11 protein-coding genes are annotated in these 12,711 nt (G+C 68.8%); 5 read left to right on the forward strand and 6 right to left on the reverse strand.

Translation table 11 applies throughout. From position 1 onward, the window contains the following. Positions 1 to 112: 112 nt before the first annotated feature. On the reverse strand, positions 113 to 3,160 hold the full coding sequence (gene uvrA / locus ACWEBX_RS03080; protein ID WP_451883152.1) for an excinuclease ABC subunit UvrA: 3,048 nt from the start codon (positions 3,158 to 3,160) through the stop codon (positions 113 to 115). A 223-nt stretch (positions 3,161 to 3,383) separates the two neighbouring features. Here uvrA and ACWEBX_RS03085 point away from each other — a divergent pair, with 223 nt between their 5' ends. After that, complete coding sequence (locus ACWEBX_RS03085) at positions 3,384 to 4,073, forward strand: maleylpyruvate isomerase family mycothiol-dependent enzyme (protein WP_451883153.1); 690 nt, start codon at positions 3,384 to 3,386, stop codon at positions 4,071 to 4,073. A gap of 9 nt (positions 4,074 to 4,082) precedes the next feature. Next, positions 4,083 to 4,736 (forward strand): MBL fold metallo-hydrolase, encoded by a 654-nt coding sequence (locus ACWEBX_RS03090; protein WP_451883154.1) that lies wholly within the window; start codon positions 4,083 to 4,085, stop codon positions 4,734 to 4,736. 176 nt (positions 4,737 to 4,912) lie between these two features. Here the strand turns inward: ACWEBX_RS03090 and ACWEBX_RS03095 are convergent, their stop codons facing one another. After that, a complete protein-coding gene (locus ACWEBX_RS03095) occupies positions 4,913 to 7,009 on the reverse strand; it encodes a hypothetical protein (protein ID WP_451883155.1) in 2,097 nt (698 codons plus the stop codon). Positions 7,010 to 7,709: 700 nt separating this feature from the next. On the opposite strand from ACWEBX_RS03095, the gene ACWEBX_RS03100 reads away from it, so the two are divergent. After that, positions 7,710 to 8,660, forward strand: coding sequence for a PIN domain-containing protein (locus tag ACWEBX_RS03100; protein WP_451883156.1), 951 nt, complete (start codon positions 7,710 to 7,712; stop codon positions 8,658 to 8,660). A gap of 163 nt (positions 8,661 to 8,823) precedes the next feature. Here the strand turns inward: ACWEBX_RS03100 and ACWEBX_RS03105 are convergent, their stop codons facing one another. From ACWEBX_RS03105 to ACWEBX_RS03115, 3 genes are all read right to left on the reverse strand, one after another. Continuing rightward, on the reverse strand, positions 8,824 to 8,958 hold the full coding sequence (locus tag ACWEBX_RS03105; protein WP_451883157.1) for a hypothetical protein: 135 nt from the start codon (positions 8,956 to 8,958) through the stop codon (positions 8,824 to 8,826). Positions 8,959 to 9,228: 270 nt separating this feature from the next. After that, the gene (locus tag ACWEBX_RS03110; RefSeq protein WP_451883158.1) at positions 9,229 to 9,393 is read right to left on the reverse strand and encodes a hypothetical protein; all 165 of its coding nucleotides are present in this window, start codon (positions 9,391 to 9,393) and stop codon (positions 9,229 to 9,231) included. A gap of 96 nt (positions 9,394 to 9,489) precedes the next feature. Continuing rightward, a complete protein-coding gene (locus ACWEBX_RS03115) occupies positions 9,490 to 10,347 on the reverse strand; it encodes a hypothetical protein (protein ID WP_451883159.1) in 858 nt (285 codons plus the stop codon). A 615-nt stretch (positions 10,348 to 10,962) separates the two neighbouring features. Here ACWEBX_RS03115 and ACWEBX_RS03120 point away from each other — a divergent pair. Then, entirely contained in the window at positions 10,963 to 11,472 is a 510-nt protein-coding gene (locus ACWEBX_RS03120) for a hypothetical protein (RefSeq protein WP_451883160.1), read from the forward strand. A gap of 95 nt (positions 11,473 to 11,567) precedes the next feature. On the opposite strand, the gene ACWEBX_RS03125 is transcribed toward ACWEBX_RS03120, so the two are convergent. Then, the gene (locus ACWEBX_RS03125) at positions 11,568 to 11,843 is read right to left on the reverse strand and encodes a hypothetical protein (RefSeq protein WP_451883161.1); all 276 of its coding nucleotides are present in this window, start codon (positions 11,841 to 11,843) and stop codon (positions 11,568 to 11,570) included. A gap of 46 nt (positions 11,844 to 11,889) precedes the next feature. Here ACWEBX_RS03125 and ACWEBX_RS03130 point away from each other — a divergent pair, with 46 nt between their 5' ends. Continuing rightward, a complete protein-coding gene (locus ACWEBX_RS03130; protein ID WP_451883162.1) occupies positions 11,890 to 12,405 on the forward strand; it encodes a hypothetical protein in 516 nt (171 codons plus the stop codon). The last annotated feature ends 306 nt before the right edge of the window (positions 12,406 to 12,711 follow it).

Consider the following 12,711-nt stretch of genomic DNA (forward strand, 5'->3'; position numbering starts at 1 on the left):
CAACAGGCGGCGCCCCACGGGGTTTCCCGCGGGGCGCCGCCTGTCGAGACAGGGCCGAACCGGTCCGGTGTGCCGGTCGGTTGTGCCGAACCGGTGTGCCGGACCGGCCGGGTCAGGCCTTTCGGGCCCGCGTGGTCTTCTTCGCGGGAGCCGCCTTCTTGGCCGCCGTCGTGGCGGTCTTCTTCGCCGCGGCCGCCTTCTTGGTGGCCGTGTTGTTGACGGTCTTGGTGGCCGTCTTCCTCGCCGTCGTCCCGGCGGCGACCGTCTTCTTGGCGACCGTCTTGCGCGGGGCCTTCACGGGAGCGGCGTCGCTGATCCGGTCGGCGCCGAGAATCTCGCGCAGGAACTTGCCCGTGTGGCTGGCCGGAACGCCGGCGACCTCCTCGGGCGTGCCCTCGGCGATCACGAGACCACCGCCGTTGCCACCCTCGGGTCCCATGTCGATGACCCAGTCCGCGGTCTTGATGACATCGAGGTTGTGCTCGATGACGATGACCGTGTTGCCCTTGTCGACCAGACCGGACAGCACCGTGATGAGCTTGCTGATGTCCTCGAAGTGCAGACCGGTGGTCGGCTCGTCGAGGACGTACACGGTACGGCCGGTGGAGCGCTTCTGGAGCTCGCTGGCGAGCTTGACGCGCTGCGCCTCACCGCCGGACAGCGTCGGCGCGGACTGGCCGAGCCTGACGTAGCCGAGGCCGACGTCGTTGAGCGTCCTGAGGTGACGGGCGATCGCGGGCACCGCCTCGAAGAAGGCGAGCGCCTCCTCGATGGGCATGTCCAGGACCTCGGAGATGGACTTGCCCTTGTAGTGGACCTCCAGGGTCTCCCGGTTGTAGCGCGCCCCGTGGCAGACCTCGCAGGGGACGTACACGTCCGGCAGGAAGTTCATCTCGATCTTGATGGTGCCGTCGCCGGAGCAGTTCTCGCAGCGGCCGCCCTTGACGTTGAAGGAGAAGCGGCCGGGCAGATAGCCCCGCACCTTCGCCTCGGTGGTCTCGGCGAACAGCTTGCGGACGTGGTCGAAGACTCCGGTGTACGTCGCCGGGTTGGAACGGGGAGTGCGGCCGATCGGCGACTGGTCGACGTGCACGACCTTGTCGACGAGGTCGTCGCCGTCCACGCGTGTGTGGCGCCCCGGCACGTTCCTCGCGCCGTTCAGCTCGCGGGCCAGGTGCGTGTACAGGATGTCGTTGACCAGGGTCGACTTGCCGGAACCCGATACACCGGTGACGGCGGTGAGGACGCCCAGCGGGAAGGACACGTCGATGTCCCGGAGGTTGTTCTCGCGGGCGCCGTGCACCGTGAGCCTGCGGCCCGGGTCGGCGGGGCGGCGGATGTCCGGGGTCGGGATCTGTCGCTTGCGCGAGAGGTACTGACCGGTCATCGACTCGGTGTTGGCGAGCAGCTCCTTCAAGGGGCCGCTGTGCACGACCTTGCCGCCGTGCTCACCCGCGCCGGGACCGATGTCGACGACCCAGTCGGCGACCTTGATGGTGTCCTCGTCGTGCTCGACGACGATGAGCGTGTTGCCCATGTCGCGGAGGCGGACGAGGGTCTCGATCAGCCGGTGGTTGTCACGCTGGTGCAGACCGATGGAGGGCTCGTCGAGGACGTACAGGACGCCGACGAGTCCGGAACCGATCTGGGTGGCCAGGCGGATGCGCTGGGCCTCGCCGCCGGAGAGGGTGCCGGCCGCGCGGTTCAGCGACAGATAGTCGAGGCCCACGTCGACCAGGAAGCGCAGCCGTTCGTTGACCTCCTTCAGGACGCGCTCGGCGATCTTCTTGTCGCGGGCGTTGAGCTTCAGCCTCCCGAGGAAGTCGGCGCAGTCGCTGATGGACATGGCGGCGACCTCGGCGATGGACTTCTCCATGACCGTGACCGCGAGGACCAGCGGCTTCAGACGCGTGCCCTCACAGGTGGGACAGGGCACCTCGCGCATGTAGCCCTCGAAGCGCTCGCGGCTGGCGTCGCTCTCGGACTCGCTGTGGCGCCGCTTGACGAAGGGGACGGCCCCCTCGAAGGGCGTGGTGTACACGCGCTCGCGGCCGTACCGGTTGCGGTAGCGGACCTCGATCTGCGTCTTGTGACCGTAGAGCAGGGCCTTCTTGGCGCGCTGCGGCAGCCCGGCGAACGGGATGTCGGTCCGGAAGCCCAGCGCGTCCGCGAGGGCGCCGATCAGCCGGCCGAAGTAGTCCTTGGTGTGTCCGTGCGACCAGGCGTGGATGGCGCCCTCGTCCAGGGACTTGTCCTCGTCCGGGACGATCAGCTCGGGGTCGACCTCCATGCGCGTGCCGATGCCCGAGCACTCGGGGCAGGCGCCGAACGGCGAGTTGAAGGAGAAGGAGCGGGGCTCCAGCTCCTCGAAGGAGAGGTCGTCGTAGGGGCAGTACAGGTGCTCCGAGTACATGCGCTCGCGGTCGGGGTCGTCCTCGGGAAGGTCGACGAAGTCGAGCACGACCATGCCGCCGGCCAGTCCGAGGGCGGTCTCCACGGAGTCGGTGAGACGGCGCTTGGCGGAGTCCTTCACGGTGAGACGGTCGATGACCACCTCGATGGTGTGCTTCTCCTGCTTCTTCAGGGTCGGCGGCTCGCTGAGCTGGATCGTCTCGCCGTCGACCCGGGCCCGGCTGTACCCCTTGGTCTGGAGGTCGGCGAAGAGGTCGACGAACTCTCCCTTGCGCTCGCGCACCAGCGGCGACAGGACCTGGAAGCGGCTCCCCTCCGGGAGCTCCAGCACCTTGTCGACGATGGCCTGCGGCGACTGGCGGGAGATGGGACGGCGGCACTCGGGGCAGTGCGGCTTGCCGATGCGCGCGAAGAGCAGCCGGAGGTAGTCGTAGACCTCGGTGATGGTGCCGACCGTCGAGCGCGGGTTGCGCGAGGTCGACTTCTGGTCGATGGAGACGGCCGGGGAGAGACCTTCGATGAAGTCCACGTCCGGCTTGTCCATCTGGCCGAGGAACTGCCGGGCGTACGAGGACAGGGACTCCACGTAGCGCCGCTGGCCCTCGGCGAAGATCGTGTCGAAGGCGAGGGAGGACTTGCCCGACCCCGACAGGCCCGTGAAGACGATGAGCGAGTCGCGCGGGAGGTCGAGCGAGACATTCTTCAGGTTGTGCTCGCGCGCTCCACGGACGATGAGACGGTCGGCCACGCCGGTCCGTACCTTTCTTGAGAGAAGTGACAGGGGCCGCGGGCCCCCGTCTTCTCAGACTAGGGCGAGCCACTGACAGCGCCGGTTGCTTTCGCTGGTTCACAACAATCCCGGGCCCTCCAGCATGCCCGACGCCACCATCGAGCCTATAGCACGCGCATTCGATTTACGGGGGCGGCCGACCAGCTTCACCCGAATGTGTGGCGGGGCTAGGGTCGACCTCATGATGGATCATGTGCGCGACCTGGCGTCTGTACGTGACGCGACGGAACGACTGCTCACCGCTGTCACCAAACTGGACAACGCCGCCGTGGCCGAGCCGTCACGGCTTCCCGGCTGGAGCCGTGGGTATGTGCTCGCCCACCTGTCCCGCAACGCGGACGCCCTGGTGAACGTTCTGGAGGGGCGGCCCATGTACGCCTCCGCGAGCACCCGGGACGCCGACATCGAACGGGACGCCCCGCGTCCGCTGGAGGCGCAGCTCGCCGACCTGCGGGAGAGCGCGGCCCGCTTCGACGGGACGGGAGCCGCTCCCGCGGACTGGTCCCGCACCGTGGCACTGCGCAACGGCGTCACCGACTCCGCGGCCCGGGTGCCCTTCCGGCGCTGGGTCGAGGTCGACCTGCACCACGTGGATCTGGGCATCGGCTACGAGCTGGAGGATCTGCCGGAGGAGTTCGTGGCCCGGGAGATCGACTTCCTCGCGGAGCGGTTCGCCGGCCACGAGGACGTGCCCTCCACCGCGCTCGTCACCGGCGACGGCCGGTCGTGGACCACGGGCGGCGGCGCCGGGGGCGGACCGGTCGAGGTCCAGGGCCCGGCGGCCGACCTGCTCGGCTGGCTCTGCGGCCGCCGCGACGGCTCCGCTCTGACGGTTCGCGGCGACCGGCTTCCGGCGCTGCCTCCGCTATAGGCTGCCGTCATGACGTACAGCGGAGCGGTGACGGTCGGCGGCCCGGCCGACGTGCACGAGCTGCCAGACCTGATGATCTCCAAGGTCGCGGTCGGACCCATGGACAACAACGCGTATCTGCTGCGCTGCCGGGCCACCGACGAGCAGCTCCTGATCGACGCGGCGAACGAGGCCTCGACCCTGCTCACCCTGATCGGTGACGACGGCATCACGTCCGTCGTGACCACCCATCAGCACGGAGACCACTGGCAGGCCCTCGCCGAGGTCGTGGCCGCCACCGGCGCGCGTACCTACGCGGGCCGGGACGACGCCGACGGCATCCCGGTGCCGACCGACGTCCCTCTGCAGGACGGCGACACGGTCAGGGTGGGCAACGTGGAACTCACCGCGCGCCACCTGGTCGGGCACACACCGGGCTCGATCGCCCTCGTCTACGACGACCCGCACGGACACCCGCACGTGTTCACGGGCGACTGTCTCTTCCCGGGCGGCCCTGGACGGACAACACAGCCGGCGGAGTTCAACTCCCTGATGGACGGCCTGGAGGCCAAGGTATTCGACGTCCTGCCCGACGAGACCTGGGTCTACCCCGGCCACGGCAACGACACCACCCTCGGCACGGAGCGGCCCCACCTCGCGGAGTGGCGCGCACGAGGCTGGTAACCGACCAACGACGGCCGCCCCCGTTTCGAAACCGAAGCGGAGGCGGTCGCGCGTTCAGGCCCGTTCCGCGCTCGCGCCCCACGGACGGTGACCTCCAGAGCACCGTCACCGACGTCGGCAGCAGTGACCGCCAGAGTCGGGGGCTGTTCCATGGGCTGTGGTCTGCTGGGCAGGGTTCACCTGGCAGGCAGCGGAACCTCCCACCGCTCCGCAATCCACCCCTTCGGCTCCCAGCCGTACCGCCTCAGTCTTCTGCCCTCTTCCACCCGTCCGGCCGCGTGCAGCACATCGACCGCCAGCGTCATGGCGCCGGTATTGCCGGCTTCAGCATGGACCTGCAGCCGCTCCAAGGCTTCGGCTACCTGTGTGGGCTTCTGCACCAACCACGCATAGTCGTCCCTCAACATCAGGGGGGCCCACTCCGTGGTGACCCTCGCGCCGTCGACGACGTTGCGTTGGATCCAGGCATCCGCAGCCTCGATATGTTCCATCTTCTCCAGCAGGGTGTCCATCCCCAAGGGGGCGGGATTACTTGCCTCGGAAGCACGCTGGTGGCACGCGACGGCTTCGTCCGTCATGCCGCGCCTCGTCAGCAACAAGACCGCCCATCCCAGGGCGAGAACGTTGCCGGACTCGGCGCCGCGCTGGTACCAGGCGATCGCTTCCTCCACCCGGTCAGCCACCCGCAGGAGGTCGGCCGCCGGTCTCAGCGCACGGGTGTCGCCAGCCTCGGCGGCGCCTTGGTAGAGGTGCATGGCGATCCGGAGGAGACCACGGGCGTGGGCTGCGCGGGCCAGTGATGCGCGGGCTGCGGGGGTACCGTGATCAATCAGAGCGTCCCACGTGTGAGCCGGAACGGGGACATCGGGAGCATCGCGGGCGTCGGGAGCCAGCGGAACGGTGCCGATGGAACGTCGGCCGTGTTGTTCGAGGTAGTCGGCGAGGCGGTAGTGGGGCTGGGCAGGGACGGCTTGGCCGCGTCGGTGGCGGATGCGGGTCAGCGGGCCGCGGGTGCCGCGCACCGGGCGAGCGACATGAGCGAGGGCTTGTTCGAGCCAGTCGTCGTCCAGCAGGTCCCACTGGGTGTCGGTGAGATAGCCCTCGGCGGCGGCTTCCAGCAGAGCCAGGGACAGGGCAGGGCCGTGACCGAGGCGGCGGACGTCCATAGCGGCCTCGATCAGCGCTTTCGCCGCCGGGCGTGCGGTGCGGTACCGCTCGATCAGGGCGGGGACGCCAGCCAGATACTGGGTGACCTGCCCCTGCTCCGAGTGTCGAAGGGCTTCGGCGAGGCGGGGGTCGCTGGTGGCGGTGGCCTCTGCGGTCTTCAGTTCGTCGACGGTGAAGACCTCGGGGATTGTGATGCTCTTGTTCATAACCAGTTGACGGGCCTGCGAGTGCGGGTCCGGCCCCGTCGCGGGAACGGGGACATAGGTGAGTGCGTCCCACTGCTCGGGCCAGATGGTGCCCAAGACCAGCACCGGGCCGCGCTCGGGGGCGTTCAGCAACTCACGGAGGCCGGAGGCGACCTGCGCGCTGTGCTCCTGGTCGAGGAGGTAGTACTGGGCTTCGTTGAGCCACACCACGGTCTGCGGTGCCACCAGGTCCAACTGCCCGACTACCGCTGAGGGGCGGTCCGGCTCGATCGGGTGCCACAGCCGCCATCCGTCCGGCAGTTGCTTCACCGCCTCCCAGCAGGCCCGGGTCTTGCCCGTGGAGGATCCGCCGACCAGGACCGCGATGCCGCTCTGCCCTCCCTCGGCGGCGGACACCACCGAACGCAGCCGCGCGTCGAACTGCCGCGTGACGTAGGCCGGCAGCGTCCCGAGCCTGTCGATGGCAGCGCCGACGTCCAGGGCCGGGTGCACCTCCAGATGGTCCAGGACTAGCAGGTCGTCGAACTCGCTGATCGGCCGACCCGCAGGGGTGTGTATCCCGGCCTCGGTCCACAGCTTGCACACCCGCGCGGCCAGATCGCCCTCATTCCACGCGGCGCGGCGGGCAAGCACCATGGCGACGGAGACCGCGTCGGCCTGGCTGGGCGGCAGGTTCGGGGAGCTGATGATGCGGCTGATGGTGTCCCGGCTCGGCGCCCCTGAGAGGTTGTCGTCGGCCTCGATGTCCGCGGTCATGTCGTCCAGGCTCGGGGCGTTCGCCGCCAGGTACGCCTCATACAGCAGATCTTTTAACTCCCTTAACGGACGCGGCCATTTCACCCGTGCCCGCTCCAGCCTTCGCGGCCGCCTGGTGGGCCCGCCCCCCTTGTCGCGACTCATCGCACCATCATCCCCCGCTCCGGTACCGGGTACAGCCTGAACAGCACCGATACCGCCACAGGCGGGGCGCTCGTCGCCAATGGGAGTCGATCTTTGTGCGGGGCCGAGTGTGTAGAGCGAGCTGGCCAGCTGCCTACCTGCTGATCGCGACCCATGGAGGTCCCATGTCCCGTAAGCGCCTGACGCGCCCCGAGCGCCTGGCCCTGGTCTACGCCGTCTTGGGCGGAGTCGTCTCCGGTGCCGCCGGAACTTTCGTCGCCTGGCTGCTGGGCCACCTCTCCTTCTAATTTCCCATCCGGGGGCCTCCTGTCCAGGTGGCCCCCGGACTCGTCCGCTTGGCTGTCGCATCAGTACCGGAGTGGAACCCGAGATCCCCGCCCATGCAGGAGCTGCCTCCCCGCGCGATCTCCAGCGGGTCGTTTCCGGCTGGCGGCTGGGGCGGCGGTGTCGAAGCCACTGCGCAGCGAGTATCCGGACCAGTCGCCGGAGAAGCCGGCGACGACGGCCAGGCGCTCGACGTCCTCGGCGGCGGCCTCGGTGGTCATCCGCCCGGCCGGGTCCCGATGATCCGGCCATGCCGGATCACGGCGGGGCGATGCGGTCCCAGCGGTTCGACGAGCATGGCGCAGGTCTGCAAAGAGAGAGCCGCGACGTTGGAAACCGAAGGCGCACCAGCTGGCCTCGCTGGCAGGATCACCGCATGCTCATCACACCGCGCCCCGGCGCAGACCGGGAGAACATCCGGCAGGTCCTCAGCGGCGTCCACACCACGGCCATGAACCTGCAGCGGCCGTACGGCAGTGCCTTCGAGGGGCTGCTGACGTATCTGGAGTGGGCCACGGAGTCCGCGCGGATGCTGCGCTCCCAGATCAGCGACCGGGACCTCGACCAGCTCGTGTTCACCGACCGCTACCGGGCGCTCCTGGGCAGCTGCGGCACGCTCGCCGGGACCGCCCAGCAGCGCCTCGTGAACGGCCTGGTTCAACTTGAGGTCGCCGAACGGATCGAGGCGTTCGAGGCGGCCGTGGCCGCGCTGGATACGCGGATCGGCCGGTGGAGCCAGCGGGAGGTGTTCGCCGTGGCCGACTCCAGCTTCTACATCCAGAACGAGGTGAAGCTGGCCGACGTCGACCTGCACGAGGTGCTCGACGTGCCGCGCTATCAGTTCGTGCGCCTGTTGTTTCCGATCGTGGTGGTCGACGAGCTGGACGACCTCAAGGACGCCAGCAAGCACCGAGCCCGCTGGCGTGCCGCCCACACGCTCGGCCTCCTCGACGGGGTCCTCAAGGGCGGCACGCACGGGGTCCTACACGAAGGGGAGCACACCGTTCAGGACGGCGAGACCCGCGGCAGGGTCAACGTTGAGATCGTCCTCGATCCCCCCGGCCACGTGCGCCTGGACCGCCCCGATGTCGAGATCATTGACCGGACGGTGGCCATCCAGGGCCTGGCTGGCCGCGACGTTCGGTTGCTGACGTGCGATACGAGTCAGCACACCCGGGGCTGGGCCGCCGGGCTGCAGGTGACCAAGGTGGCGACGAAGGACCCCGGGGACGAGCCGGACTGGTCGGCCCCGGACAGGTCTGGCACCGGCGTACGCGCGCAGCGGCGCGCCCGACTGGCCGAAGCCCAGGCTCCGACGGCCAGTTGAGAATCGAGCACCACGGCAGTAACACTGCGCTACACGCCGCCTGGCGGTAGCTATACGAGAACAATGCCTACAGCGACCGGTCCGCCCGGAGATGCGGCCTTCACGGTGAGCGCTGGAGATGGCTGGGCATGATGCCGGCGGGCCCCTCCGTGCGCATCGAGCGTCAGAAATCCATGGGGTGCGGGTGAGGCAGACGCGTACTCCGAACCCGGTCGACCAGGTCCTCGACGACGGTCGCGCCGTCCTCCACGGTCGTCGTGAAGATGTGGCTGACCGGGCTGAGTCCGGTGTAGAGCACGACGCGCGCGTCGTCGTCGGTCGGGAGGTCCCGGGGCAGGGGCAGCAGGTTGTCTCCAGCGAGCTGCTCCCCGGTCGTGCCGTACGTCCGGCGGACCTCCCGGCCGGAACATGCGGCTACTGCTGCACGCCGATTGTCCGGGGTTACGCTGGCCGGACGGTGAGGGCCGGATAGACCCTCACCGCGGCTGCCTTCATGACCGGAGGCCCGTGTCTTTGCCCTGCGAAAGCGAGCACGGACCCCCGGGTCGGGTAGCCAGGGGCCGGTCCGTCATCGACGGCCGGCCCACAGACTGAGCAAGACCGGCGCGGCCACCAGCACAGTGTCCATCGCGTGCCACGCGAATCTGCCGCGTTCGGTCATCGACCAGCGCACGAACCGGCCGTACTTGGCCCTCGGCTGCTGCCGCTCGCGCCGGCGGGGTGTCATCCTCATTGCTCCTCATCCCTCCTTTCTCGTTCGTCGTTGCGTTCGGGACGCCGGACGTGTCCGGTGGTCCTCGGCTCCGCGGACGCAGGGGGTCGGCGGCGGTCATCCCGGCTGTCCGGCCTGAGTGTCGGCGTCGTCCTGCGGCGTGAGCGGGCCGCGCTCCTCGGCCTCCAAGCGTTCGACCTCGGCCTTGCTCAGGTTGATGTTGAACGGCTCGGCCAGCTGGTAGGTGTGCACCCACTCGAAGCCGCGCATGGCGCGTGCGTCCATCACCTCGTCGGGCCCCATCTTCACCAGCAGCTTGTGGTTCAGCAGCTCCTCGATGCCCCGCGCCATCGTGTGGCGGCCCAGGCCCAGGGCCCGGGCGCCGCGGGCGTCCTGCGGCAGGGTGAAGGTTTCCTTCCGTCTGCTCATCGCGGCCAGCAGGACGGCCTTGCCGGGCATGTTCAGCTTCACGTGCCAGTCCTCGCGCCAGTACGCGAAAGGGACCCGGAAGTAGACATCGCTCTTGGTGCCGGTGGGGACGGTGTAGGCCACCGTCATGTCCCCGACCCGTCCGATCTCGTGGCGCTTGACGATCCGCTTGAGGCGGCCGTGCTGTCTCCGCTCGATCAGGCCCAACTTCTCCAGGTGCTCCCACTGCCGGGAGACGGCCACGCTCGCCCCCTTGTCGGGACGCATGTAGATGCCGGCCGCCCGCGCCCAGAGCTGCGAGCGCTCGGTGACGCCGAAGTCGCGGCCGGTGGTGACGGCGTAGACCAGCAGCAGCAGCTCTAGGGCGTGCGGGATCCGCAACAGCTTGGACAGGGGCCCAGGCCCGGTGCTCGGATCTCCGGGCAGACTCTTGATGCGGCTGTTCTGGACGAACTCCCGGCGTATCGGGAACACTTCGTCCTTGCGTCGGGAACGCCCCAACAGGTACTCGATCGACTCTTCCCGGGTCATCACACGCTGGACCATGGACTCGCTCCCCTCCACCGGCACCCCAGCGGTGCCCCCGAGAAGAGAATGCCTCCAGCCCTTCGCTCCGGACGAACTGCGAGCGCCGCTCCCGCACCCCCTCGTCACCGGTGCCGGAGGCACTGGTAGAACCAGACTCCCAAGACCACCATGCAGGACCCTGACCGGCACAAACGGCAGGTCAACGCGCAGTGACGCCGCCTCAATGTCGGTTCCCAGACTGGACAGTTGCGGTCTGAGAACCCATCGTCGTCATAGATCCGCGGAAAAGGGTGCGCTGCGAGACAGCGGCGAACCGGCCGCCTCCGTAACGCAACCCGCGACCTCGATCTTGGGGAGCGCCGGTACGGCGGCGGCGCTGAAAACGACCAGGGTCAGGGATGCTCGGTCGAGGAAGCTACCCCGCCAGGAACATGCGGAGGACCCCGGGAAGTCGTCTCGCGCCACGTCTCCGTCGCGGTACGCTCTCGCCCGGTTAGATGCGTACGCCGCCCGCCGACACCCCGCGCCCACGCCGCAGGTGATCGACCGGCCAAGGTTCCTGTGGGAGCCCGCACCCCTCCGGCGTTCTTCGTCCGGCGGGAGCGTGGGGACCGCCAGGAGCGAGCCTCAGAGATGCCGAAAAAGAACCCGTCGACCGCCGCACAGCGAGCCCGTCAGCGGCAGGCCGCGACCGGCGAGAAGTACACGACCGCCCTCCGTGCTGAGACCCGTCCCGCCATCCGACGGCCCGCCGTCGCGCACACCATCTTCAGCGCGGTCGGCGAGGGATGGGCGCCCATCATCAGGCAGGCGGAGCATGAGCTGCGCGAGGTCTGGCCCGGCCACCCCGTGCCGTACTGGCAAGAGAAGTTCGGTGACCTGTGCTGGAAGTCCGTGCCCTATGACGCGGCCCCCGAGGTTCATGCGGTGATCCGCCGGGCCGCCCGGGAAGCCTCCGTCACCTGCCAGACCTGCCCTTCCCCGGGTCGCAAGCGCGTGGTGACGGCGAGCGAGATCATGCCGTGGGTGAAGACCTGCTGTGAGGCCTGCTACTACGTCGACCCGCACATGGTGCGCACCGACAGGTGGTACCGGGACCTCGTTCAGGACTACGAGATCCCTTGGCGGGAGGCCCGGCCATAGCGAAACGGTGGGCCTGTGGCGGGATCGCCCTGCCGGGCCCACCGGCCGTCAGAAGGTGTGCGCTACAGCTGTAGCGCGTCGAGGCGGAATGGCGGTCACAGGCCGATGCCGATCAGCGGGGAGTTCTTCACGCGGTCGACGTCGTCCATGTACCGGGCCAGGACGCGGGAGCCGTCGCCCCCCGCGGGCGATCTCCAGCGGATCGTTTCCGGCGGCCCGGGCCGCAGTGGCGAACCTGCGGCGGGGGCGAGGGGATCGGCCACGTGGTTCGGGGTCAGCGCGACGCGCGCCTCTGCGATAGCGGTCCGGGTATCAGGCCAGCAGAACAGCCGGTCGACGGAGAGCGCGCTGAGGTTACTGCACAGGAACATTCAGAGAAGCCCCCACCGGGTGCTGGGCTCTGATCAGACTGTGCGGATGACCGACATGACGGCCCGGGTCATCGCCGGGATAGCCGCTGGTGCTGCAGCGCTCAGCATGCTTGTCGCCTACCTGACGTACCGGCGATTGCGACCGCGCGTCGTCATCAAGCTGGAGCATATCCACGTGCTCCAAGGTGCTCTGACGGCTGACGGCAAGCCCCAGGTGATCGTAAAAATGAGGCTGATCAACCGCAGTGCCAGCGCAGCCCGCATAGAAGTGTTCCGCCTTTGGCTCCGCTTCGATACCGGAGGTGCCACCTATCCGGGTGGTCTGAAGAAGGGCGATCGAAGCCTCGGACGGCGCGAGCTGGAGGATCCGTTGGTCATTGGGCCGATGGATGGCGTGAAGTTCGAAGCCGTCTTCGACAAGCGGAACCTGAACCTTTTCAGTTTCCCTGTGGACTCCGGAAAGATCGACGCTGTCCTCAGCGACGGGCGGACAATCCGGCGCAAGCTGGATGACGCCGGCATCACATCGCTGAGGGTGGGCTACAGCAGAGAGCAGGGGTGAATAACTCCTGCGGTTGGCGTGATCACAGGCCGATCCCGACCAGCAGCGCCTCCCGGCGGGCCAGACCCTTCACCACTGGTGATCCCCGGTCAGTATGCCGACCCCGGACACGGCGAAGGCCCGGCTCCTAGAGCAGAACCGGACCCTCACGCCGCCCAACACCGGACACCCTCACCCCCAGGGGAGGAGTCACCCGCAGTGTGCCGCCCGGGACCGACACCGCCGGGGCGCAGCGCTATGTGTCCTCACCAGAGCGTCGCCTGCACCATTATCTAGTGGGGTCTTTCAGCAGTTCAGAGTTTGATC

The sequence above is a fragment of the Streptomyces sp. NPDC005070 genome (assembly GCF_053600395.1).